We start from the raw sequence: 24,691 nt of genomic DNA, 5'->3' as shown, positions 1-24,691 counted from the left end.
AAATCCCGCGCATAAAAAAACCGGCCTTCTCAGGCCGGTTTTTTTTACCTCGAACCTGGCTTACAGCTTGCCAGCGTTCTCGGTCAGGTAAGCCGCAACGCCTTCTGGCGAAGCGTTCATGCCCTTGTCGCCTTTTTTCCAGTTAGCAGGGCAGACTTCGCCGTGCTCTTCGTGGAATTGCAGAGCGTCAACCAGACGGATCAGCTCTTCCATGTTACGACCCAGCGGCAGGTCGTTGATGATCTGGGAACGCACAACGCCCTTGTCATCGATCAGGAACGCGCCACGGAAAGCCACGCCGCCTTCGGACTCAACATCATAGGCTTTGGCGATGTCGTGCTTCATGTCGGCAGCCATGGTGTATTTGACTTTGCCGATGCCGCCATCATTGATGGCGGTGTTGCGCCAGGCGTTGTGGGTGAAATGGGAGTCGATGGAAACGGCTACCACTTCAACGTTACGCGCCTTGAAATCGTCCATGCGGTGATCCAGAGCGATCAGCTCCGACGGGCAGACGAAGGTGAAGTCCAGCGGGTAGAAGAACACCAGGCCGTATTTGCCTTTGATGGCTTCAGACAGTTTGAAGCTGTCAACGATTTCGCCATTGCCGAGTACGGCTGGTACGTCGAAATCCGGGGCTTGTTTGCCGACGAGTACGCTCATTGGGTATCTCCTGATGTGAGGGTGACGATTGAAGTAAAAGGACCGGCCCTGAGTCTGCCGCGTTTAGGCGACAGCCCTGTGACGCAGTCACGCTTCGTGAAGACCGACCATCATACACTGAAAAAACCGCTCGTCAGCCCGAGGGCCGTGCCGCCGAATAGCCTACAAATCTACTTTGACAATCATTCTCGTTAACATTAAGATCCACCGCACTTAAGCCTTAACCCGCGACGGTTCTCCCTTATGTATGTGTGCCTGTGTACCGGCGTCACCGACGGACAAATCCGCGAAGCAATCTACGAAGGTTGCTGCAGCTACAAGGAAGTACGTGAAACCACCGGCGTTGCCAGCCAGTGTGGCAAATGTGCTTGCCTCGCCAAGCAAGTGGTACGGGAAACCCTGACGCAGCTGCAAACAGCCCAGGCCGCGCTCCCCTACTCAGCAGAATTTACACACGCTTAATTAGGCGTGTTTTAAAGAACCGGACTTAGCGTCCGGTTTTTTTATGCCTGTAATTCAATTAGTTAGCGCCAAGACGCGGAACACAAACATTCTTATTCCGATTAATTTTCATTTATTATTCAATAACTTAGGTTTGACACTAGAGAATTGGCCGCTCAAACTCCGCCCTATACACAGCTATTACAGGGCAGGACCCCAGTCATGAAAGGCGACATCTCAGTCATCCAGCAACTCAATAAAATCCTTGCCAATGAACTGGTCGCGATCAATCAGTACTTTCTACATGCACGCATGTACGACGATTGGGGCCTGGAAAAGCTCGGCAAGCGCGAATACAAAGAATCCATCAAGGCCATGAAGGACGCCGACGCGCTGATCAAGCGCATTCTGTTCCTGGAGGGCCTGCCGAACGTACAGGACCTGGGCAAGCTGAACATCGGCGAGCACACCCAGGAAATGATCAGCAGCGACCTCGGCTTTGAGCGCAAGAGCCACAGCGACATCAAGGCCGCCATCGCGCACTGCGAAACCAAGGGTGACTTTGGCAGCCGTGAACTGCTCGAAGATATCCTGGAAGACCAGGAAGAACATATCGACTGGCTGGAAACCCAACTGGGCCTGATCGACAAAGTCAGCCTGGAAAACTACCTGCAATCGCAGATGGGTGAGTAACCCTTAGGCGACAGGTACAAAAAAGCCCCGCTCTCGAATGAGAAGCGGGGCTTTTTATTGACCGGTGACTTGTAGGAGCCGGCTTGCCGGCTCCTACAGATCAGGCGTCGGTCTTGGCGGCGGCGTTGGCCGCTGCGTCTTTGATCAGCGCCTGCAACGAACCATCCGCTGCCATTTCAGTGATGATATCGCTACCGCCGACCAGCTCACCGGCTACCCACAGTTGTGGGAAAGTAGGCCAATTGGCGTACTTCGGCAGGTTGGCGCGGATTTCCGGGTTTTGCAGGATATCCACGTAAGCGAACTTCTCGCCACACTGCATCACAGCCTGGGAAGCCTTCGCGGAGAAACCGCACTGAGGAGCGTTAGGCGCGCCCTTCATGTAAAGCAGAATGGTGTTGTTGGCAATCTGCTCTTTGATCGTTTCGATGATATCCATGGAACACCTCGGCTGGAACTTTGCGACTCACAGGTCGGCACGGTGGCGCATTGTAACGCAAAATTCCAACGCGGTGCTCGGCCTGCTTATGCAGCAGCGACTTGGACCGGCACGCCATTCAAGGCCGCATTGCCCGATAACTCATCCAGTTGCCGCTCGTCGGTCAAGTCATTCGCACTCGCCCCCGGCTGCCCACTGGCAATGCTCATCTGAACGCCCGGCCGGCCGTGGCCCCAACCATGGGGCAGGCTGACCACGCCGGGCATCATGTCCAGGCTGGCGACCACTTCCACCTCGATCATGCCGATACGCGAACTGACACGCACCCGCTGACCATCACTCAACTGTCGACTGCTCAGGTCGTCGGGATGCATATGCAACTGGTGTCGGGGCTTACCCTTCACCAACCGATGATAGTTATGCATCCAGGAATTATTGCTGCGCACATGACGACGGCCGATCAGCAGTAACTCGTCAGCCACAGGCATGGGTTGCGCCGCAAAACGCGCCAGGTCGGCAAGAATCACCGCCGGCGCCGCCTGCACCTTGCCGTCCGGTGTTTTCAAACGCGCCGCGAGATTGGGCTGCAAAGGCCCCAAATCCATGCCATGGGGATGATCAGCCAACATCGCTACCGACAGTTTATGACTGGACGCATCACCGTAAGCCCCTGCACGCAACCCGAAATCGATCATCTGCGCGGGCGGCATCGTCGGTTTGAGCACACCACCGGTCTGCGCCGCGAATGCTTTGGCCAAACCGACGAAAATTTCCCAGTCGTGCAAAGCCCCTGCGGGTTTGGGCAGGATCGCACGATTGAAGCGCGTGACATTACGCACTGCAAACATGTTGAAGGTGGTGTCGTAATGATCGTTTTCCAGCGCCGAGGTGGACGGCAGGATCAGGTCGGCATACCGCGTCGTCTCGTTGATATACAGGTCGACGCTGACCATGAACTCCAACCCATCCAGGGCCTGCTCCAACTGGCGACCGTTAGGCGTCGACAGCACCGGATTGCCAGCCACCGTCACCAGCGCGCGGATTTGTCCTTCGCCTTCGGTAAGCATTTCTTCAGCCAGAGCCGATACCGGCAACTCACCACCATATTCCGGACGCCCGGAAACCCGGCTCTGCCAGCGATTGAAGTGCCCGCCACCGGTCGACGCCACCAGATCCACCGCCGGCGTCGTGCACAGGGCGCCGCCCACACGATCCAGATTGCCAGTGACCAGGTTGATCAACTGCACCAGCCAATGGCACAGCGTACCGAATGCCTGGGTTGAAACCCCCATGCGCCCGTAACACACAGCTTTGTCCGCAGCCGCAAAGTCCCGCGCCAACTGGCGGATCTGTCCAGCAGGCACGGCACACTGGCGGCTCATGGCTTCGGCGGTAAAACCAGCGATCGCGCGGCGCACCTCCTCAAGGCCCTCCACCGGCAAATGACTGTCACGCGTCAGGTGCTCGGTAAACAACGTGTTGAGTACCCCGAACAGCAACGCCGCATCGCCGCCAGGGCGCACGAACAGGTGCTGATCAGCAATCGCCGCCGTCTCACTGCGCCGTGGGTCAACCACCACCACTTTACCGCCCCGGGCCTGGATGGCCTTGAGGCGCTTCTCCACATCGGGCACGGTCATGATGCTGCCGTTGGAGGCCAGCGGGTTGCCGCCCAGGATCAGCATGAAGTCGGTGTGATCGATGTCCGGAATCGGCAGCAACAGCCCGTGACCGTACATCAGGTGGCTGGTGAGATGATGGGGTAACTGGTCCACGGAGGTGGCCGAAAACCGGTTGCGCGTCTTGAGCTGGCCCAGGAAGTAGTTGCTGTGGGTCATCAGCCCATAGTTGTGCACGCTGGGGTTGCCCTGGTACACCGCCACCGCATTCTGCCCATGCCGGGCCTGGATGCCCGCCAGCCGCTCGGCGATCAGGGCAAATGCCTCATCCCACGGGATTGGCTGCCATTCGCTGCCCACCCGCAGCATGGGCTGATGCAGGCGGTCGGGATCATTCTGGATGTCCTGCAAGGCCACAGCCTTCGGGCAGATGTGGCCACGACTGAAACTGTCCAGCGGGTCGCCCTTGATCGAAGTTATCGCCAGGCTGCCGTCTTCGGCTTGGGTGGTTTCCAGGGTCAAGCCACAAATGGCTTCACACAGATGGCAGGCACGGTGGTGGAGAGTCTTGGTCATGGCCAGTCTCTTTATAGGGCTTTGGTTCGACTATGGGCCGTGACCACGACAGGCACCAGCATCGTTCGCCCTGTGAATCGATAGCCATCAGGCCAGGCGATAAGCAAACATGAGCAAATGTTACAGAGCCTCCAGGCGACGCCTAAAACCGACGCAGCCTGGCCTGGGCCCGCCCCTGCGCATTGCAAAAGGTTGCAACGCCAGTGTACAAATGACCCGCTGCTGTCTGGAAACCGTCTTCAAAAGCGCTTTCGCGCCCTTCTTGAACACCCATAAAACCGTAGCCCCTATTGGTAAGACGCGACATTTAATTATAAGATCGCGCCTTCCCCTATTTCGTCGCCCCGTGCGGCTTTCGCCGCAGGTCTCGCCCGTTGTCACAATAAACAAGGCTTTGAGTATCTGCGGTCTGTTGCAAAAAGGTAGTTAATGATGAGCGCAAGGCACTTTCTCTCCCTGATGGATTGCACGCCCGAAGAGCTGGTCAGCGTGATCCGTCGAGGCATTGAGCTTAAAGACCTGCGTAACCGCGGCGTACTGTTCGAGCCTTTGAAAAACCGCGTGCTCGGGATGATTTTCGAGAAGTCGTCGACCCGCACCCGCCTGTCCTTCGAAGCCGGCATGATCCAGTTGGGTGGCCAAGCCATCTTCCTGTCGCCGCGTGACACCCAGCTGGGCCGTGGCGAGCCGATCAGCGATTGCGCCATCGTCATGTCGCGCATGCTCGATGCAGTGATGATCCGCACCTTCGCCCACAGCACCCTGACCGAATTCGCCGCCAACTCACGCGTGCCGGTGATCAACGGCCTGTCCGATGACCTGCACCCGTGCCAATTGCTGGCCGACATGCAGACCTTCCTTGAACACCGTGGCTCAATCCAGGGCAAGACCGTGGCCTGGATCGGTGACGGCAACAACATGTGCAACAGCTATATAGAAGCGGCGATTCAGTTCGACTTCCACCTGCGCATTGCCTGCCCGGACGGCTTCGAACCGGCCGCCGAGTTCCTGGCCAAGGCCGATGGCCGTGTGCAAATCCTGCGCGATCCAAAGGATGCGGTGATCGGCGCGCACCTGGTCAGCACCGACGTCTGGACCTCCATGGGCCAGGAAGATGAAACGGCCAAGCGCCTCGCCTTGTTCGCGCCGTACCAGGTCACGCGTGAGCTGCTCGACCTGGCCGCGCCCGATGCGCTGTTCATGCACTGCCTGCCAGCACACCGTGGTGAAGAGATCAGCCTCGACCTGCTCGACGACCCGCGCTCCGTGGCCTGGGACCAAGCCGAAAACCGCCTGCACGCGCAAAAGGCCCTGCTCGAATTCCTCGTCGAACCGGCGTACCACCACGCATGAGCCAGCCATTACTGCTGAGCTTGCGCGATCTGGCATGCGGCTATCAGGATCAACGTGTGGTGCAGAACCTCAATCTGCACCTCAACGCCGGCGATATCGGTTGCCTGCTCGGCTCTTCGGGCTGCGGCAAAACCACGACCCTGCGCGCAATTGCCGGATTTGAGCCGGTGCACGAAGGCGAAATCCGCCTCGCGGGCGAAGTGATCTCCAGCGCCGGTTTTACCCTGGCACCGGAGAAACGTCGCATCGGCATGGTGTTCCAGGACTACGCGCTGTTTCCCCACCTCAGCGTGGCCGACAACATCGCCTTCGGCATTCGCAAACACCCGCAAAAAGACCGTGTGGTCGCCGAGTTACTGGAACTGGTCAACCTGAAGAACCTGGGCAAGCGTTTCCCCCATGAGCTGTCAGGCGGCCAGCAGCAACGCGTCGCCCTGGCCCGCGCCCTGGCGCCAGAGCCACAACTGCTGCTGCTGGACGAACCGTTCTCCAACCTCGACGGCGAACTGCGGCGCAAGCTCAGCCACGAGGTGCGCGACATCCTCAAGGCGCGCGGCACCAGTGCAATCCTGGTGACCCATGACCAGGAAGAAGCGTTCGCCGTGAGTGACCATGTGGGCGTTTTCAAGGAAGGTCGCCTTGAGCAGTGGGACACGCCCTACAACCTCTATCACGAGCCGCAGACCCCGTATGTCGCCAGCTTTATCGGCCAAGGCTATTTCATCCGCGGCCAATTGAGCTCGCCCGACTCCGTGCATACCGAACTGGGCGACCTGCGCGGTAACCGCGCCTACACCTGGCCTACGGGGGGCGCAGTGGACGTATTGCTGCGCCCGGACGACATCGTCTATGCGCCAGACAGCCCATTGACGGCGCGGATCGTCGGCAAGACTTTCCTTGGCGCGTCGACCCTGTACCGCCTGCAACTGCCGACCGGCGCGCAGCTGGAGTCGATTTTCCCCAGCCATGCTGACCATCAGGTGGGCGCGGACGTGGGTATTCGCGTGGCCGCTGAGCATTTGGTGCTGTTCCAGGCTTCAGGCAGCGTCGCGGCGCAGGTGCCTCGATCCGAATCCGGCGTACGGCGCTACAGCCCGGCTGGCTGAGTCAATGAAGGGGGCTTGCCCCCCCAACATTGGTTCTCCGACAGACCGTGATTAAACCCGGCCAATTTCTGCGAATTTGGCCTGGGTATGTTCCGCCAGCACCGCGGCAGGCAACTCCACTTCCAGCCCCCTTCTGCCCGCACTGACAAAAATTGTCGCAAACGGCTGCGCCGTCACGTCGATAAATGTGCGCAAACGCTTCTTCTGCCCCAATGGGCTGATGCCTCCCAGCAGGTAACCGGTAGAACGCTGCGCCGCCGCCGGGTCAGCCATTTCGACTTTTTTCACCCCGGCCGCGTGGGCAAGGGCTTTGAGATCCAGACTTCCGACGACCGGCACCACGGCCACCAATAACTCGCCCTTCTCACTGCTGGCCAACAAGGTCTTGAACACCTGTGCCGGGTCGAGGCTCAATTTCTCTGCGGCCTCCAGGCCATAGGAGGCCGCCTTGGGGTCGTGTTCATAACTGTGGATGCGATGTTCGGCGCGAACTTTTTTCAACAAATCCAGTGCGGGTGTCATGACGCCTCCGGGCGTGGCAAACAGATGGCCAATTCTAGGCCAAGCCCACACAAAACGCTCTAGTCCGCCCTCCTCACCAACAATGCTTAACGTAGCAAGCGTGATCATTCATCAAACCAATAGTTCGAAAGTGACCGACAGTTCACTTTCGACCTTTGACAGCAGTCATTCTTGTCTATATTTTTTCGTTTCCGAATACTGTAGGAATACATCTACAGCGTTCCAGCAGTAAGCCGCGCCTTGGATGGGGATCCTCGTCACGGTGAAAATCGCGCAACCGCCCGTTGAGGCAGTGCGCCAGACAAGAACAACAATCGAGGTTTTCCATGACAACTGCTCTTCAACAGCCTTCACTTTCAAGCCAATGCATGGCCGAGTTCCTGGGCACTGCGCTGCTGATCTTCTTCGGTACGGGATGTGTCGCTGCGCTCAAGGTCGCGGGTGCCAGCTTTGGGTTATGGGAAATCAGCATCATCTGGGGGATCGGCGTCAGCATGGCGATCTACCTGAGCGCCGGTATTTCCGGGGCTCACCTGAACCCGGCGGTCAGTATCGCCCTGTGTATTTTTGCCGACTTCGACAAGCGCAAACTGCCCTTCTACATTCTTGCCCAGGTCGCCGGAGCCTTCTGTTCGGCCGCCCTGGTCTACACCCTCTACAGCAACCTGTTTTTCGATTACGAACAAACTCACCATCTGGTGCGCGGCACCCAAGCCAGCCTGGAATTGGCGTCAGTGTTCTCCACCTACCCCCACGCGCTGCTGAGCACCGCCCAGGCCTTCCTGGTGGAAATGGTCATCACCGCGATCCTGATGGGCGTGATCATGGCCCTGACCGATGACAACAACGGCTTGCCACGCGGCCCGCTGGCCCCACTGCTGATCGGCCTGCTGATTGCGGTAATTGGCAGCGCCATGGGCCCGCTGACCGGCTTTGCGATGAACCCGGCGCGGGATTTCGGGCCCAAGCTGATGACCTTTTTCGCTGGCTGGGGTGAAATGGCCTTTACTGGCGGTCGCGACATTCCTTACTTCCTGATTCCGATTTTCGCGCCGATTGTCGGCGCATGCCTCGGTGCTGCGGCCTATCGCGGGCTGATTGCCCGCCACTTGCCGAGCGCCGCACCTGCTGTAGCTGAAACAACTGACACGGCTGTCAACGGCAAGACTCGTATTTCCTGAAAGCGCCAGCCTGGCCCCCTGCCCTTCGCGGCCCAGGCTGATTTCCGACTTCCTTATTTCGTCCAAGGCAATAGACATGACCGATATCGAGAATAAGAACTACATCATTGCCCTTGATCAGGGCACCACCAGTTCCCGGGCGATCATCTTCGATCGTGACGCCAACGTGGTCTGCACCGCCCAACGTGAATTCACTCAGCATTACCCGCAAGCCGGCTGGGTCGAACATGACCCGATGGAAATCTTCGCCACCCAGAGCGCAGTGATGGTCGAGGCCCTGGCACAAGCCGGCCTGCACCATGACCAGGTCGCCGCCATCGGTATCACCAACCAGCGTGAAACCACCGTGGTATGGGACAAGATCACCGGCCGCCCGATCTACAACGCCATTGTCTGGCAATGCCGCCGTAGCACCGAAATCTGCCAGCAGCTCAAGCGCGACGGCCACGAGCAATACATCAACGACACCACCGGCCTGGTCACCGACCCGTACTTCTCCGGTACCAAGCTCAAGTGGATCCTCGATAACGTCGAAGGCAGCCGCGAGCGTGCGCGCAACGGCGAGTTGCTGTTCGGCACCATCGACAGCTGGCTGATCTGGAAATTTACCGGCGGCAAAACCCACGTCACTGACTACACCAACGCCTCGCGCACCATGCTCTTCAACATCCACACCCTGGAGTGGGATGCGAAGATGCTGGAGATCCTCGACGTTCCGCGGGAAATGCTGCCGGAAGTGAAGTCTTCTTCCGAGATCTACGGCCGCACCAAAAGCGGCATCGCCATCGGCGGTATCGCCGGCGACCAGCAAGCGGCGCTGTTCGGCCAGATGTGCGTGGAACCTGGCCAGGCCAAGAACACCTACGGCACCGGCTGCTTCCTGCTGATGAACACCGGCGACAAAGCGGTGAAGTCCAAGCACGGCATGCTCACCACCATCGCCTGCGGCCCGCGTGGCGAAGTGGCCTACGCGCTGGAAGGCGCAGTGTTCAACGGTGGCTCCACCGTGCAGTGGTTGCGGGACGAGCTGAAAATCATCGCCGACGCCACCGACACCGAATACTTCGCCGGCAAGGTCAAGGACAGCAACGGCGTGTACCTGGTCCCGGCCTTCACCGGCCTGGGCGCTCCGTACTGGGACCCGTATGCCCGTGGCGCACTGTTTGGCCTGACCCGTGGCGTACGTGTGGATCACATCATTCGTGCAGCCCTGGAGTCGATCGCCTACCAGACCCGCGACGTACTCGACGCCATGCAACAGGACTCGGGCGAACGCCTCAAGGCCCTGCGTGTCGACGGCGGCGCGGTAGCCAACAACTTCCTGATGCAATTCCAGGCCGACATTCTCGGCACCCAGGTCGAACGCCCGCAAATGCGTGAAACCACGGCACTCGGCGCCGCCTACCTGGCGGGCCTGGCCTGTGGCTTCTGGGGCAGCCTGGACGAATTGCGCGGCAAAGCCGTGATCGAGCGCGAATTCGAACCGCAACTGGAAGAAGCCGCCAAAGAGAAACTCTACGCCGGCTGGCAAAAAGCGGTGAGCCGCACCCGTGATTGGGAACCGCACGAAGGCGCCGAATAAGCCACGCGCCGGACCCATATTGGGTTGTAACTGGTAGGGAGCAGATTCCTGCGTCATCATGGGCCACTTTTGTATGGCAGCCCAAAGGACGCCCCATGAATCTGCCTCCCCGCCAACAACAAATCCTCGAACTGGTCCGCGAACGCGGCTACGTCAGTATCGAGGAGATGGCGCAGTTGTTCGTTGTCACCCCGCAAACCATCCGCCGCGATATCAATCAACTGGCGGACGCCAATCTGTTGCGCCGCTACCACGGCGGCGCAGCCTATGACTCCAGTGTCGAGAACACCGCCTACGCCATGCGTGCCGACCAGATGCGCGACGAGAAACAGCGCATCGGCGAAGCCATTGCGGCACAAATTCCCGATCACGCCTCGTTGTTCATCAATATCGGTACCACTACCGAGTCCATTGCCCGCGCGCTGCTCAATCACAATCACCTGAAAATCATCACCAATAACCTCAACGTTGCCACCATGCTTAGCGCAAAGGACGACTTCGATGTACTGCTGACAGGCGGCAATGTGCGCCGTGACGGCGGTGTGGTGGGTCAGGCCAGTGTCGATTTCATCAACCAGTTCAAGGTCGACTTCGCGCTGGTGGGTATCAGCGGCATCGACGAGGACGGCAGCCTGCTCGACTTCGACTACCAGGAAGTCCGGGTTTCCCAGGCGATCATCGCCAATGCGCGCCAGGTGATCCTGGCGGCGGACTCGAGCAAATTCGGGCGCAATGCCATGATTCGCCTGGGACCGATCAGCCTGGTGGACTGCCTGGTGACGGATCAGGAGCCGGTGCCCGCCTTGGTGCAGTTGTTGAATCAGCACAAGGTTCGTCTGGAAGTCGTATAGCGTCAGCACTGACGCCATCGGGGGCTTGCCCCCGATGACGATCTATCTGACAGGCCATTTCTTAAGCCTGCCTCGGTTTCATGTTCACAAATTTTCTTTTTCCCGCCCTTCGATGAGTTTTTTCAATCGAAGTCGGGTGGCTGTGCCCGCGTTTATCAGCTACCATTTTCGCAAATGAACATTAATGTTCGAATTCCAATACGAAAAAGATCCCGAGGCCAGCCGATGAACCCTTCTACCTTGCCTGCTCCACCGCTTGCCGAAGTCTATGACGTTGCCGTAATCGGTGGCGGGATCAATGGCGTCGGGATTGCAGCAGACGCAGCCGGGCGCGGTTTGTCGGTATTCCTTTGCGAAAAGGATGACTTGGCCAGCCACACCTCCTCCGCCAGCAGCAAGCTGATCCACGGCGGCCTGCGCTACCTCGAACATTACGAATTCCGCCTGGTGCGCGAAGCCCTGGCCGAACGTGAAGTGCTGCTGGCCAAGGCCCCGCACATCGTCAAGCAGATGCGCTTCGTATTGCCCCACCGCCCGCACCTGCGCCCGGCATGGATGATCCGCGCCGGCTTGTTCCTGTATGACCACTTGGGCAAGCGCGAGAAACTCGCCGGCTCCAAGAGCCTCAAGTTCGGTCCCGACAGCCCGCTGAAAAGCGAAATCACCAAAGGCTTCGAATACTCCGACTGCTGGGTCGACGACGCCCGCCTGGTAGTACTCAACGCCATGGCCGCCCGTGAAAAGGGTGCGCATATCCACACCCAGACCCGCTGCATCAGCGCCCATCGCAGCAACGGCATGTGGGACATGAACATGGAACGCGCCGATGGCAGCCTGTTCTCCATCCGCGCCCGTGCGCTGGTGAATGCCGCCGGCCCATGGGTCGCCAAGTTCATCAAGGACGACCTGAAGCTGGATTCGCCCTACGGCATCCGCCTGATCCAGGGCAGCCACCTGATCGTGCCGAAACTGTATGAAGGCGCCCACGCACACATTCTGCAGAACGAAGACCAGCGTATCGTCTTCACCATTCCATACCTGAACCACCTGACCATCATCGGCACCACCGACCGCGAATACACCGGCGACCCGGCGAAAGTGGCGATCACCGAAGGTGAAACCGACTACATGCTCAAGGTCGTCAACGCGCACTTCAAGAAACAGCTGAGCCGCGACGACATCGTCCACACCTACTCGGGTGTGCGCCCACTGTGCAACGACGAGTCGGACAACCCGTCGGCCATCACCCGCGACTACACCCTGTCGCTATCCGGTGGCGTGGGCGAGGCGCCGATTCTGTCGGTGTTCGGCGGCAAGCTGACCACCTATCGCAAGCTCGCCGAATCAGCGATGGCGCAACTGGCGCCTTACTTCACGCAGATGCGTCCAAGCTGGACCGCCACCGCCAGCCTGCCCGGCGGCGAGGACATGACCACGCCAGAAGCCCTGGCCGAGGCTATTCGCAGCAAATTCGACTGGTTGCCGAGCGAGATCGCACGCCGCTGGTCCACCACCTACGGCAGCCGCACCTGGCGCCTGCTGGAGGGCGTGCAATCGCTGGCTGACCTGGGCGATCACCTGGGTGGCGGCCTGTATACCCGCGAGGTCGACTACCTGTGTGCGCAAGAATGGGTAACCCAACCCCAGGACGTGCTGTGGCGCCGCACCAAACTCGGCCTGTTCACCACTGCGCAGGAACAGGACAACGTGCAGCGTTACCTGTCCAAGGTTGAGCAGAGCCGCAGCAAGATCGAAGCAGCCTGACCCCTCCTTACTGTAGGAGCGAGCGTGCTCGCAAAAACCTCAGAGCGCCGCGTTTATTCAGAATAAACGCGGCGTTTTTGCATTCTTCGCCAGTAGGCTCGCTCCTACGTACGTCCTACAGCATTCGGTTTTCCGAACGTGATACCCCAACCTATTCGGTTTGCCGGATCAAACCGGCAAATACGCGCTGTAACACAAAGTTAATTTTCATATAAATCATATAGTTAACCTTTTACTCAGGGTCTGGCACGACTCATGCTCTACACTCTTTGACGATTGCCTGAGGCACCTCAGGAGCCGTCATGGGCATTCGCTGTACAAGAGAGCCGTAAGCCGGCTTCATAAAAAAAACAAATGTCGAGGAAGTATTGATGCGCATCGTTCCCCCTATCCTGGGCGCAGCTATCGCTGCTGCTCTGATCAGCACTCCAGTTTTTGCCGCCGAACTCACCGGCACACTGAAGAAAATCAACGACTCCGGCACCATCACCCTCGCTCACCGCGACAGCTCCATTCCGTTTTCCTACATCGCGGACGGTTCGGGCAAACCTGTGGGCTACTCCCACGACATTCAGCTGGCCATCGTTGAAGCCCTGAAAAAAGACCTGAACAAGCCCGACCTGAAGGCCAAGTACAACCTGGTTACCTCGCAAACTCGTATCCCGTTGATCCAGAACGGCACTGCGGACCTTGAGTGCGGTTCCACCACCAACAACGCCGAACGCGCCCAGCAGGTCGACTTCACCGTCAATATTTTCGAAATCGGCACCCGTCTGCTGGTCAAGAAAGACAAGGAAGGCAAGCCGTCCTACGCTGACTTTGCCGACCTCAAAGGCAAAAACGTCGTGACCACCGCCGGCACCACGTCCGAGCGCATCATCAAGGCGATGAACGCCGACAAGCAGATGGGCATGAACGTCATCTCCGCCAAAGACCACGGCGAATCCTTCCAGATGCTCGAAAGCGGCCGCGCCGTCGCCTTCATGATGGACGACGCCCTGCTGGCCGGTGAAGAAGCCAAGGCCAAGAAGCCGGACGACTGGGTCATCACCGGTACTCCGCAATCCTTCGAAGCCTACGCGTGCATGGTTCGTAAAGACGACCCAGCGTTCAAGAAGGCTGTAGATGACGCTATCGTCGGCCTGTACAAATCCGGCGAGATCAACAAGATCTACAGCAAGTGGTTCGAAAGCCCGATCCCACCGAAAGGCCTGAACCTGAACTTCCCGATGAGTGAAAAGGTCAAGGCTCTGATCGCCACTCCGAGCGATAAGCCAGCGCCTGAAGTAAAAATCTGACACTGATCTAACCTTATCTCCTGGGGGAGCCAACTCTCCCCCAGGCGTCTGTTACTACCTGCTGGCTATACCTTGGAACACTCGACCTGGCGGTTTTCGAGCCGATCGTGTGTGCCTGGCGTTCATCGTCAGGCGGGAATGGACCTTCCCCAAGCGGGTGCTTGTACATCGATCGATTTCGAGGGGAGACCCTAATGAATTACAACTGGGACTGGGGCGTGTTCTTCAAGTCCACCGGCGTGGGCAGCGAGACTTATCTCGACTGGTACATCGCCGGCCTGGGCTGGACCATCGCCATCGCTGTCGTGGCATGGATTATCGCCTTGTTGCTGGGCTCCATTCTGGGGGTCATGCGCACTGTGCCAAACCGCCTCGTAGCGGGCATTGCGACCTGCTATGTGGAGCTGTTTCGTAACGTACCGCTGCTCGTGCAACTGTTCATCTGGTACTTCCTGATACCCGACCTGCTGCCGCAGAACCTGCAGGACTGGTACAAGCAAGACCTGAACCCGACCACCTCGGCCTACCTGAGCGTTGTCGTGTGTCTGGGCCTGTTCACCGCCGCCCGTGTCTGCGAGCAAGTGCGTACCGGCATCCAGGCGCTGCCACGCGGCCAGGAATCCGCCGCGCGGGCCATGGGCTTCAAGCTGCCGCAGATCTACTGGAACGTGCTGCTGCCCCAGGCCTACCGGATCATTATTCCGCCGCTTACCTCGGAATTTCTCAACGTCTTCAAGAACTCCTCCGTGGCGTCCTTGATCGGCCTGATGGAATTGCTGGCGCAAACCAAGCAGACCGCCGAGTTCTCGGCCAACCTGTTTGAAGCCTTCACCCTGGCAACGCTGATCTACTTCACGCTGAACATGAGCCTGATGCTGCTGATGCGCGTGGTCGAGAAGAAAGTCGCCGTGCCCGGCCTGATCTCCGTGGGGGGTAAATAATGGAACTTGATTTCAGCGGCATCATCCCCGCGATCCCAGGCCTGTGGAACGGCATGCTCATGACCTTGCAGTTGATGGTCATGGGTGTGATCGGCGGTATCGCGCTGGGCACCGTCCTCGCACTGATGCGCCTGTCGTCCAGCAAACTGCTGTCGCGCGTGGCCGGCGCCTATGTGAACTACTTCCGCTCGATCCCATTGCTGCTGGTGATCACCTGGTTCTACCTGGCGGTACCGTTCGTATTGCGCTGGATCACCGGCGAAGACACGCCGATCGGTGCGTTCACCTCGTGCGTCGTGGCCTTCATGATGTTCGAAGCCGCGTACTTCTGTGAGATCGTGCGGGCCGGCGTGCAGTCGATCCCCAAGGGTCAGATGGCCGCCGCTCAAGCAATGGGCATGACCTACGGCCAGACCATGCGCCTGATCATCCTGCCCCAGGCGTTCCGCAAGATGACCCCGTTGCTGCTGCAACAGTCGATCATCCTGTTCCAGGACACCTCGCTGGTCTACACCGTGGGCCTGGTGGACTTCCTCAACTCCGCCCGCTCCAACGGCGACATCATTGGCCGCTCCAATGAGTTCCTGATCTTCGCCGGTGTCGTCTACTTCATCATCAGCTTTTCCGCCTCGCTGCTGGTCAAGCGTCTGCAAAAAAGGTTTGCCGTATGATCTCTATCAAGAACATCAACAAGTGGTATGGCGACTTCCAGGTGCTGACCGATTGCAGCACCGAGGTTAAAAAAGGCGAAGTGATCGTGGTGTGCGGGCCGTCGGGCTCGGGCAAGTCCACCCTGATCAAGTGCGTCAACGCGCTGGAACCGTTCCAGAAAGGCGACGTGGTCGTCGATGGCACCTCCATCGCCGACCCGAAGACCAACCTGCCGAAACTGCGTTCGCGCGTGGGCATGGTGTTCCAGCACTTCGAACTGTTCCCGCACCTGACCATCACCGAAAACCTGACCATCGCGCAGATCAAGGTGCTCGGCCGCAGCAAGGAAGAGGCCACCAAGAAAGGCCTGCAACTGCTTGAGCGCGTAGGCCTGTCGGCGCACGCCCACAAGCACCCTGGCCAGCTCTCCGGTGGTCAGCAGCAACGTGTGGCGATTGCCCGCGCCCTGGCCATGGACCCGATCGTCATGCTGTTCGACGAACCGACCTCGGCCCTCGACCCGGAAATGGTCAACGAAGTACTGGACGTGATGGTGCAACTGGCCCAGGAAGGCATGACCATGATGTGCGTGACCCACGAAATGGGCTTTGCCCGCAAAGTGGCCGACCGCGTGATCTTCATGGACGCCGGCAAGATCATCGAAGACTGCCCGAAAGAAGAATTCTTCGGCGACATCAGCGCCCGCTCCGAACGCGCGCAGCACTTCCTTGAGAAAATCCTGCAGCACTAAAAACAGCCTCACTCCCACCCTGTAGGAGCGAGCTTGCTCGCGAAGAACCCAAGAGCACCGCGGACATCCAGGATGCACGCGTCATCGTTGACGTTTTTCGCGAGCAAGCTCGCTCCTACAGTTGGCCGGAGGGCGGTAGCTGACCCAAGGCATCTGTGATGAAATGCGACCCCAACCAATTTCGCGCCGCACCGCCATCACTTGCCGTGAAACCTCGCCTGATTCGCCAACTGTTCCTGCCGCCGTTGATCATCGCCCTGATGATCGGCCTGGGTTATATCGGCTTCTGGATCAGTGAGTACTACGGCATCCGCACCCTCAGCGACAACGGCGAGCGCCAGCTGGAGCTGCATGCCCGCACCGTTGAAAGTGAACTCAGCAAATACACCTACCTGCCCAGCCTGCTGGAGCTGGAGTCCAGCGTCTCCAAGCTGCTGGCCGAGCCCAATCAGGAAACCCGCAAAGCGGTCAACGACTACCTCGAAGGCCTGAACCGACGCAGTCGCAGCCGGGCCATCTACGTGATGGACACCACCGGCCGGGTGCTGGCCACCAGTAACTGGCGCGATGCCGACAGTTACCAGGGTGAAGACCTGTCCTTTCGTGCCTATTTCCAGAATGCCGTGCGCGGTCAGCCCGGACGCTTCTACGGCATCGGCAGCACCAACGGCGAACCCGGTTACTACCTGGCCCACGGCCTGGAAGAGCACGGCAAGATCATCGGCGTGGCGGTGGTCAAAGTACGCCTGGAAGCCTTGGAAGAACGCTGGCAACGCGCGCGTCTCGAAGCCTTTGTAAGCGACGAGAACGGCATCATCATCCTCTCCAGCGACCCGGCCCGTCGCCTCAAGGCCGTGCGCCCGCTGAGCGATGAGATCAAGGAACACCTGGCCCACAGCCTGCAATATTACTGGGCCACGCTGAACGAGCTGGAACCCCTGGCCCGCGAGCGCTTGAATGACCGCAGCGAAAAGCTGACCTTCCCGGCCAACAGCGAAGTGGTCAACGACGAGCACGAAGTCAGCTACCTGGCACAAACCCGTCCACTCAACGACACGCCGTGGAATTTCACCCTGCTCACCCCGCTCAACGACCTGCGCCGCGCAGCGATCAACCAGGGCATCCTGGTGGCTGTCGCATTTGGCCTGGTGGCCTTCCTGCTGATTGCCTGGAACGAACGCCGCAAAGTCATCGCCACCCGCCTCGCTGCGCGCGAAGCCTTGCAGGAAGCCAACAGCCAACTGGAACGGCGGATTGCCGAACGCACCGCCGACCTGCGCGCCAGCAACGAACGGCTCAAGGGCCAGATCCGCGAACGGCGCCAGGCCGAGGAAACCCTGCGCCGCGCCCAGGACGAACTGGTACAGGCCGGCAAACTGGCAGCCATCGGCCAGATGTCCACCAGCATTGCCCATGAACTGAACCAGCCGTTGGCGGCGCTGCGCACCTTGTCCGGCAACACCGTGCGCTTCCTCGAACGCGGCGCGCTGGACACCGCCAGCGCCAATCTCAAGACCATCAACGAACTGATCGACCGCATGGGCCGCATCACCGCCAGCCTGCGCTCGTTCGCGCGGCGCGGTGATGACCAGGGCGAAGCGAGCCTGCCCAAAGCGGTAGACGCCGCGTTCCAGGTCCTGGGTGCACGCCTGGACAGCCTGCCGCTGACCCTGCATCGCGACTTCACCCCGGCCCAATTGCAGATCGACCAGACCCGACTGGAGCAAATCCTGGTCAACCTGATCGGCAACGCCCTCGACGCCATGCAGGCGCAACCCGCTCCCGAGCTATGGCTGGAAGGCAGCATCGCCGAGGGCAAATACCGCCTGCGCGTGCGCGACAACGGCCATGGCATCGACGCCGAGGTCCGCAAGCATTTGTTCGAACCGTTCTTCACCACCAAACCCGGCGAGCAAGGCCTGGGCCTCGGCCTGACCCTCTCCGCCAGCCTCGCGGCGGCCACCGGCGGCAGCCTCGCCGTGGAACACCCGGTCGGCGGCGGTACTGCCTTTGTCCTGAGCCTGCCGCTGGTGGGCGCCCAAACAGCTGAGTCGACATGAATATTGATCCCCAAGACCTCACCGTCCTGATCGTCGAAGACGACCCCCATGTGCTGCTCGGTTGTCAGCAGGCCCTGGCGCTGGAAGACATCCCCAGCGTGGGCGTGGGCAGTGCCGAAGAAGCGTTGAAATGCATCGGCGAGAACTTTGCCGGCATCGTGATCAGCGATATCCGCCTGCCGGGCATCGACGGCCTGGAGTTGCTCACCCGACTCAAGGCCCTGGATAAAAGCCTGCCGGTGGTGCTGATCACCGGGCACGGCGATATCTCCATGGCCGTAGGCGCCATGCGTAATGGCGCCTACGACTTCATGGAAAAACCCTTCTCCCCCGAACGCCTGGTCGACGTCGCCCGGCGCGCCCTGGAACAACGCGGACTGGCGCGGGAAGTCTGGTCACTGCGCCGCCAGTTGGCCGAGCGGGATTCGTTGGAAGGCCGCATCATCGGTCGCTCGCCGGCCATGCAGAACTTGCGCGAACTGATCGCCAACGTCGCCGACACCTCGGCCAACGTGCTGATCGAAGGCGAGACCGGTACCGGCAAGGAACTGGTCGCGCGTTGCCTGCATGACTTCAGCCGCCGGCATTCCCACCAGTTCGTCGCCCTCAACTGCGGCGGCCTGCCGGAGAACCTGTTCGAAAGCGAGATTTTCGGCCACGAAGCCAATGCCTTTACCGGCGCCGGCAAACGCCGTATCGGCAAGATCGAGCACGCCCACGAAGGCACGCTGTTCCTCGATGAAGTGGAAAGCATGCCGATCAACCTGCAGATCAAATTGCTGCGGGTGTTGCAGGAACGCACCCTGGAACGCCTGGGTTCGAACCAGAGCGTGGCCGTGGATTGCCGGGTAATCGCCGCCACCAAGTCCGACCTCGACGAACTCAGCCGCGCCAGCCAATTCCGCAGCGACCTGTACTACCGCCTCAACGTGGTGACCCTGGAACTGCCGCCCCTGCGCGAACGCCGCGAAGACATCCTGCAACTGTTCGAACATTTCCTGCAGCAGTCATCCCTGCGTTTTGACCGCACCGCGCCGGAACTGGACAACCAGACCGTGTCCAGCCTGATGAGCCACGACTGGCCCGGTAACGTGCGTGAACTGCGCAACGTCGCCGAACGCTTCGCCCTCGGCCTGCCCGCCTTCAAGAAAAGTGGCAACAGCAGCAGCGGCCAAGGCCTGGCCTTTACCGAGGCGGTCGAAGCCTTTGAACGCAACCTGCTGGCAGACGCGTTGCAACGCAGCGGTGGCAACCTGACCCAGGCCAGCCAGGAACTGGGCATGGCCAAGACCACCCTGTTCGACAAAGTCAAAAAGTACGGGTTGAGCCACTGATGGATCTTTTTTTGAAGGCCGCCCTTGGCGCGGCGGTGGTGTTGATCCTGGCGGCGTTGGCCAAGACCAGGAACTATTACATCGCGGGGCTGGTGCCGCTGTTTCCGACCTTTGCGTTGATCGCCCATTACATCGTCGGCAAGGGCCGCTCGCTGGACGATTTGAAGACCACGATCCTGTTCGGGATGTGGTCGATCATTCCGTACTTTGTGTACTTGGCGACGTTGTATGTGGTGGTGGACCGGATGCGGCTGGAGGCCTCTTTAGCCGTAGCAGCGGTAGCGTGGCTGATGGCCGCGACGGTGTTGGTGAGCGTGTGGGTACGCGTCCACGCCTGACACCCCTCCCACATTTTTAATCGAGGCATGTCAGCGGACGATCTTGTCGACCTGGATGCCCAGCTTCTTCAGTCGATACCAGAAACTGCGCTCAGAGATCCCGATCTTCGCCGCCGCCGCAGCCTGCACGCCATTACTCTCCTGCAACGCCGCCAGGATATAAGCCTTCTCCACCTCTGCCAGCGCCGCATCCAGATCCTGAGGAATGCCCGGCCCGTCGCTGAGGATCGCGGTCACGCCGCCTTCGCTCGGCTTCGACGCAAACAGGTAGCCCGGCAAGTCGATATCCTCGATCACGGGTGACGCCGCCACGATGGTCGCGCGCTCCACACAGTTTTGCAGCTCACGGATATTGCCCGGCCAGTGATACGCGGCCATGGCCTGCAACGCTTCAGGGCTGAAGCCGGTAATACGCTTGCCGGCAGTGGCGCTGAGGGTCTGGGCAAAGTGGCGCGCCAGGGGCGCGATGTCTTCCACACGTTCACGCAGGGCCGGCAGCGGGATAGGGAACACGTTGAGGCGGTAATACAGGTCTTCGCGAAATTCTTTGTTGGCCACCGCTTCCAGCAGGTTCTTGTTGGTAGCGGCAATCACCCGCACATCCACCTTGCGCTCGCGGGGATCGCCCACCGGCTCGATCACCCGTTCCTGCAAGGCGCGCAGGATCTTGGCTTGCAGCGCCAGGGGCATATCGCCCACCTCATCAAGAAACAGCGTGCCCTTGTCAGCCTGCTGGAAACGCCCGATCCGATCAGACACGGCGCCGGTAAACGCGCCCTTGCGATGGCCGAACATTTCGCTTTCCAGCAGCCCCTCCGGGATCGCTGCGCAGTTGACCGCCACGAACGGTTTGTCGGCACGGCTGCCATGCTTGTGGATGGCGCGGGCGACCATTTCCTTGCCGGTGCCGCTTTCGCCGGTCAGCAGGATGGTGGTGCTGCTGTCGCGCACCGAATCCACCGCCTGCAGCACTTTGCGAAACGCCGGGCTGTCGCCGACCAGGCTGTCGAACTGCGTCTGCTCGTCCAGCTCGGCGCGCAGGCGCGCGTTGTCGCGCATGATGTCGCGAAACTGCAGGGCCTTGGCGACGGTGATGTCCAGTTCGTCGATATCGAACGGCTTGGCGATGTAGTCGTAGGCACCGTTGCGCATCGACTGCACGGCGTTTTTCACCGTGCTGTAGGCGGTCATCACGATCACCGGCACCTGGGGATAGCGCAGCTTGATCTCGGCCAACAAGGCCGGCCCGTCCATGCCCGGCATGCGCCAGTCGCTGATCACCAGGTCGATGTCTTCCTGCTCCAGAACCTTGAGCGCATGCAGGCCGTTGCCCGCAATGAACACCTGCACGTTGTTCTGGCCCAGGGCCGACGCCAACAGGTCGCAGAGCTTGGGTTCGTCGTCGACTACCAGAATGTTATGCGTCATGACTGTCCTCGTCGTCTTCGCCTATCGCTGGAATGTACAGGCTGAAGGTGGCGCCGGCATCGTTTTCGCTGGCGCATTCGATGCTGCCGTCGTGACTTTCCATGATCGAATAGACTTTGGCCAGGCCCAGGCCCGTGCCCGAGGCCTTGGTGGTGACGAAGGGCGTAAAGATACGCTCGATCATCTCCGGCGCGATGCCCTGGCCGGTGTCGGCGATGGTGATGACAGTGTTGTCGCCCACGCTGCGAATGCCCAGGGTCAGGCGCCCGCCTTCGGGCATGGCATCGATGGCGTTGAGAATCAGATTGAGGCAGGCCTGCTTGAGTTGCTTGGCATCGGCGTAGATCGTCGCCCCCGGCGCCTGGTCATCGATCTGCGCATCGATGTTATGGCTGGCCAGTTCCGGCGCGCAGAAACCCAGGATCTCCTCGACCAATGGGCGCGCCGGCTGCAGCACGCGCAACGGTGGGTTGGGTTTGGCAAAGTCGAGGAACTCGGTGATCAAGTCGTTGATGCGGCTGACTTCGCTGATCACATATTCCAGGTGACGCTTGTCGGCGTCCGGCAGGTCAGCACGACGGTGCAACAACTGGGTAGCCGTCTTGATGATGCCCAACGGGTTACGGATCTCGTGGGCCAGGCCCATGGCGACCTCACCCAGGGCGTGCAGACGATCACGCCGGCGCAGCTGGGCTTCGAGGTGGTGCAGCTCGCCGAGGCGCTCGGTCATATGGTTGAAAGTGCTGCTCAATTGCGCCAGTTCGTCGCCACCACTGACCAGCACGCGGTGCGCGTAATTGCCTGAGATCACCGCACCCACGCCTTCGGACAAGTCCCGCAACGGCTTGGTCAAGCGCCGCGACACCAGCACACCGGCCGCCAGGGACAATGCCGAACTGAGCAGGAAAATCAGCACGAACAGGTTGCTCTGGTTCACCAGGCCCACCAGGCTGGTGTGGCGCAGCAGGCCGCTGAAAATCACGCCTTGCAGGTCACCGGCGTCATTGAAGATCGGCCAGTACAACCCACTGTAGCTGTTGGTGAACTGCTCGCTGGGCTGCTTGGTGCTGCGCATCGCGGTCTCGACACTTTTCGGGATGCGCGACGGGTGATCCACGAAGCGCTGGGTCGAGAATATCTCCGAGAACCCCTCGGGGTTGGCCAGGTACAGGCGCAGGTCGAGGGAGTGCACATCAGCCACGCTGGTGAGGAAGCTGCTGTCCAGGTAGGTCGCCACCAACAAGCGATAGTCGACGCCGTCCTGGCTGGTTTCGAAGGTCGAGACCACAATCCCGGTACTCACCCCCGCCACTTGCACGGTCTGCAGCACCGCGTTGCTGGTCAGGCTGATCTGTTTGACGATGTCATCCGAGGCGGTGCTGAACACCACCTTCTGATCGCTGGTACGGATCAGCGCCACCACGTCGATGTCGGTGGCATCGGCGATGTCCGCGGTCAGCCGGTCATGCTTGGCAGCCAGCCGGCTGGAGGGCGGGCTGGTGTAGCGCAGGAACAGCTTGGCCATGCGTGCGTTGTCGTGAAGGATGTCGCCGATCTCGTCCTTGACGATTTTGGTCGACTCCTGCAGCCAGATACGCACGTTGCTGTCGAAAATCTGCGACAGCGTGGTCGCGGCCAGCTCCGCCGCGATCATGGTGGGAATCACGCTGACCAGCCAGAACGCCAGCACCAGCTTGCGCTGGACGCTCCAGCGCGAAATGGCAAAGGGGCGAGCTTTCTGGCGGGTCTTGGTGATCATCAGGTTTCGCTTATCGCAGCAGCCATGGCAGGGTCGGAACGATCCGGTCGAATAAACAGTTTTACAAGCTTGAGCAGGCCGTTGACCAGCCGGTTGCGGTGGCGGAAAAACACACTGTTGCCCTGGAACTCGCAACCCAGGCGCAGCTTACTGGCATACCCGGCCTGGCCGCACTCATACACCGCAATATTGTGCGCAATACAGTAGTCGACATTGGTCAGCCAACTGCGGAAGTACAGGTTGTAATCGCGGGTAAATTCGACGTCATGCCCGAAAAACTTGTCCACCAGCCGGTGCTCGTCCACCAGGATCAGGTTGAACGCCACCAACTGCTCGTCTACCCAGTAAAGAACACAGACGGCACGCGCTCCAAGACGTTCCAGCACGCCGGTGAAATAGCCGGCAGGCAGGCGCTCGAACTGCAACTCGGCGCGCTTGAGCGTGGCTTCGTACAAGCGCATGACGTCGGGCAGCACGTCGTCGATATTACGCCGCCACTCCACCCGTGGTCCCGGTGCGCGCAGCTTGCGGCGCAAGTCTTTGCGCGTGGATTTACCCAGCGAGCCGAGGTAGGCATCCAACGAGCCGTAGGGCAGCGGCAACACCCCCGTAGGCAAACTCGGCATGTTTTGAAAACCCGCCGCTCGGCAACTGTCGAGCCAATGCGGGTCCCGGGAAGGCGCATCCTTGACCGCCAGCAGGCCGATACCGAAGTCATCGGCATCCTGGCGCGCGGCGTCCAACAGGTGTTTAAGCAGCAACGGGCGACGCGACGCGGGCACGCCACTGGCAACCCCGGCGTCGCAACGCTCGGCCACCGGCGAGCCAACGGCATACAGCCCCAATTGCAAAATCCCCGGCCACAGCCGCTCCATACGTTCGGCCAAACGCTTGCCGGCGCCCGACACCGTGGTGTCGAGCCGATAATGGGTGATGAACGCGGCGGCAACGGCCACTAGCGTTCCATCGTCGTAAACCGCCAGGTAACGCCATTGGAAGTCCGCGATGGCGGCGTTTTCCACGGCGACGTAATAATCCCAGTCCTCCAACGCACCGGGGAAGCAGTCGTTCCAGGCGCTACGCTGGAGGGCCCGGATGGTCGGGAAGGCTTGGGTGGTGATCACAGGTATCCCTTATTTCTGTGGTGAACGCCGATCAAATGTGGGAGCTGTCGAGCCCCGGCGAGGCTGCGATGGCATCACCTCGGTGTACCTGAAAGACCGAGGCGCCTGCATCGCAGCCTCGCTGAAGCTCGACAGCTCCCACATCGACCTGTATTGGGTTGAAGCCCGTGTGCTGCTCGACAAAGTCGGCACTCAACTCGATCACCCGGCGGTATTG

The 24,691-nt window shown here is 60.1% G+C and carries 23 protein-coding genes; 16 read left to right on the top strand and 7 right to left on the bottom strand.

Annotated features, from left to right (window positions below; all coding sequences use genetic code 11):
- Positions 1-60 precede the first annotated feature (60 nt).
- Complete coding sequence (locus J1G35_RS06605) at positions 61-663, bottom strand: peroxiredoxin (RefSeq protein WP_003172097.1); 603 nt, start codon at positions 661-663, stop codon at positions 61-63.
- A 243-nt stretch (positions 664-906) separates the two neighbouring features.
- Between J1G35_RS06605 and J1G35_RS06600 the strand changes: the two genes are divergently transcribed.
- Complete coding sequence (locus J1G35_RS06600) at positions 907-1,125, top strand: bacterioferritin-associated ferredoxin (RefSeq protein ID WP_010564137.1); 219 nt, start codon at positions 907-909, stop codon at positions 1,123-1,125.
- A gap of 201 nt (positions 1,126-1,326) precedes the next feature.
- Positions 1,327-1,797, top strand: coding sequence for a bacterioferritin (gene bfr / locus J1G35_RS06595; protein WP_053133448.1), 471 nt, complete (start codon positions 1,327-1,329; stop codon positions 1,795-1,797).
- Positions 1,798-1,897: 100 nt separating this feature from the next.
- Here the strand turns inward: bfr and grxD are convergent, their stop codons facing one another.
- Together grxD and J1G35_RS06585 are read right to left on the bottom strand one after the other, a co-directional pair.
- On the bottom strand, positions 1,898-2,236 hold the full coding sequence (grxD, locus tag J1G35_RS06590; protein WP_027604591.1) for a Grx4 family monothiol glutaredoxin: 339 nt from the start codon (positions 2,234-2,236) through the stop codon (positions 1,898-1,900).
- Between the two features lie 86 nt (positions 2,237-2,322).
- Positions 2,323-4,431 (bottom strand): molybdopterin oxidoreductase family protein, encoded by a 2,109-nt coding sequence (locus J1G35_RS06585; protein ID WP_053133451.1) that lies wholly within the window; start codon positions 4,429-4,431, stop codon positions 2,323-2,325.
- A 432-nt stretch (positions 4,432-4,863) separates the two neighbouring features.
- Here J1G35_RS06585 and argF point away from each other — a divergent pair, with 432 nt between their 5' ends.
- Positions 4,864-5,784 (top strand): ornithine carbamoyltransferase, encoded by a 921-nt coding sequence (gene argF / locus J1G35_RS06580; protein ID WP_053133454.1) that lies wholly within the window; start codon positions 4,864-4,866, stop codon positions 5,782-5,784.
- Positions 5,781-6,890, top strand: coding sequence for an ABC transporter ATP-binding protein (locus tag J1G35_RS06575; protein ID WP_053133457.1), 1,110 nt, complete (start codon positions 5,781-5,783; stop codon positions 6,888-6,890). Before argF ends, J1G35_RS06575 begins: the two co-directional genes overlap by 4 nt.
- A gap of 51 nt (positions 6,891-6,941) precedes the next feature.
- Here the strand turns inward: J1G35_RS06575 and ybaK are convergent, their stop codons facing one another.
- Positions 6,942-7,412: a Cys-tRNA(Pro) deacylase gene (gene ybaK / locus J1G35_RS06570; protein ID WP_223014328.1), complete on the bottom strand. Its 471-nt coding sequence runs from the start codon at positions 7,410-7,412 to the stop codon at positions 6,942-6,944.
- 326 nt (positions 7,413-7,738) lie between these two features.
- Here ybaK and J1G35_RS06565 point away from each other — a divergent pair, with 326 nt between their 5' ends.
- The 11 genes from J1G35_RS06565 to J1G35_RS06515 all read left to right on the top strand — a co-directional run bounded on the left by J1G35_RS06565 (position 7,739) and on the right by J1G35_RS06515 (position 20,163).
- Positions 7,739-8,593, top strand: coding sequence for an MIP/aquaporin family protein (locus J1G35_RS06565; RefSeq protein WP_053133463.1), 855 nt, complete (start codon positions 7,739-7,741; stop codon positions 8,591-8,593).
- 76 nt (positions 8,594-8,669) lie between these two features.
- The gene (gene glpK / locus J1G35_RS06560) at positions 8,670-10,175 is read left to right on the top strand and encodes a glycerol kinase GlpK (RefSeq protein ID WP_223014165.1); all 1,506 of its coding nucleotides are present in this window, start codon (positions 8,670-8,672) and stop codon (positions 10,173-10,175) included.
- 95 nt (positions 10,176-10,270) lie between these two features.
- Complete coding sequence (locus J1G35_RS06555; protein WP_027604598.1) at positions 10,271-11,026, top strand: DeoR/GlpR family transcriptional regulator; 756 nt, start codon at positions 10,271-10,273, stop codon at positions 11,024-11,026.
- A 225-nt stretch (positions 11,027-11,251) separates the two neighbouring features.
- The gene (gene glpD / locus J1G35_RS06550) at positions 11,252-12,790 is read left to right on the top strand and encodes a glycerol-3-phosphate dehydrogenase (RefSeq protein WP_053133469.1); all 1,539 of its coding nucleotides are present in this window, start codon (positions 11,252-11,254) and stop codon (positions 12,788-12,790) included.
- Positions 12,791-13,161: 371 nt separating this feature from the next.
- The gene (locus tag J1G35_RS06545) at positions 13,162-14,088 is read left to right on the top strand and encodes a glutamate/aspartate ABC transporter substrate-binding protein (RefSeq protein WP_053133472.1); all 927 of its coding nucleotides are present in this window, start codon (positions 13,162-13,164) and stop codon (positions 14,086-14,088) included.
- 194 nt (positions 14,089-14,282) lie between these two features.
- Positions 14,283-15,029 carry an amino acid ABC transporter permease gene (locus J1G35_RS06540; protein ID WP_053133475.1) on the top strand — a complete coding sequence of 249 codons (747 nt, stop codon included), beginning with the start codon at positions 14,283-14,285 and terminating at the stop codon, positions 15,027-15,029.
- On the top strand, positions 15,029-15,700 hold the full coding sequence (locus tag J1G35_RS06535; protein WP_053133478.1) for an ABC transporter permease subunit: 672 nt from the start codon (positions 15,029-15,031) through the stop codon (positions 15,698-15,700). The genes J1G35_RS06540 and J1G35_RS06535 overlap by 1 nt, the downstream gene beginning before the upstream one ends.
- Positions 15,697-16,431: an amino acid ABC transporter ATP-binding protein gene (locus tag J1G35_RS06530; RefSeq protein WP_003208734.1), complete on the top strand. Its 735-nt coding sequence runs from the start codon at positions 15,697-15,699 to the stop codon at positions 16,429-16,431. The genes J1G35_RS06535 and J1G35_RS06530 overlap by 4 nt, the downstream gene beginning before the upstream one ends.
- A gap of 158 nt (positions 16,432-16,589) precedes the next feature.
- Positions 16,590-18,491, top strand: coding sequence for a sensor histidine kinase (locus J1G35_RS06525; RefSeq protein WP_223014163.1), 1,902 nt, complete (start codon positions 16,590-16,592; stop codon positions 18,489-18,491).
- A complete protein-coding gene (locus J1G35_RS06520; RefSeq protein WP_053133484.1) occupies positions 18,488-19,825 on the top strand; it encodes a sigma-54 dependent transcriptional regulator in 1,338 nt (445 codons plus the stop codon). Before J1G35_RS06525 ends, J1G35_RS06520 begins: the two co-directional genes overlap by 4 nt.
- On the top strand, positions 19,825-20,163 hold the full coding sequence (locus tag J1G35_RS06515; protein ID WP_053133487.1) for a GlpM family protein: 339 nt from the start codon (positions 19,825-19,827) through the stop codon (positions 20,161-20,163). The genes J1G35_RS06520 and J1G35_RS06515 overlap by 1 nt, the downstream gene beginning before the upstream one ends.
- 30 nt (positions 20,164-20,193) lie before the next feature.
- Here J1G35_RS06515 and J1G35_RS06510 read toward each other — a convergent pair whose 3' ends face one another.
- Genes J1G35_RS06510 through J1G35_RS06500 form a run of 3 tightly spaced genes read right to left on the bottom strand, consistent with a single transcriptional unit; the run spans position 20,194 to position 24,474 of the window.
- A complete protein-coding gene (locus tag J1G35_RS06510) occupies positions 20,194-21,591 on the bottom strand; it encodes a sigma-54 dependent transcriptional regulator (protein ID WP_223014161.1) in 1,398 nt (465 codons plus the stop codon).
- Positions 21,581-23,350 (bottom strand): HAMP domain-containing sensor histidine kinase, encoded by a 1,770-nt coding sequence (locus J1G35_RS06505; RefSeq protein ID WP_053133494.1) that lies wholly within the window; start codon positions 23,348-23,350, stop codon positions 21,581-21,583. The genes J1G35_RS06510 and J1G35_RS06505 overlap by 11 nt, the downstream gene beginning before the upstream one ends.
- The gene (locus J1G35_RS06500; protein WP_223014159.1) at positions 23,350-24,474 is read right to left on the bottom strand and encodes a GNAT family N-acetyltransferase; all 1,125 of its coding nucleotides are present in this window, start codon (positions 24,472-24,474) and stop codon (positions 23,350-23,352) included. Before J1G35_RS06500 ends, J1G35_RS06505 begins: the two co-directional genes overlap by 1 nt.
- 37 nt (positions 24,475-24,511) lie before the next feature.
- Here J1G35_RS06500 and J1G35_RS06495 point away from each other — a divergent pair.
- Positions 24,512-24,691: hypothetical protein (locus J1G35_RS06495; RefSeq protein WP_223014157.1), on the top strand; the 180-nt coding region annotated here is incomplete at its 3' end.

It is taken from the genome of Pseudomonas sp. SH10-3B (assembly GCF_019891415.1).
In the GTDB taxonomy this organism is placed as follows: Bacteria; Pseudomonadota; Gammaproteobacteria; order Pseudomonadales; family Pseudomonadaceae; genus Aquipseudomonas.
This window is presented reverse-complemented; position numbering and strand designations above follow the sequence as displayed.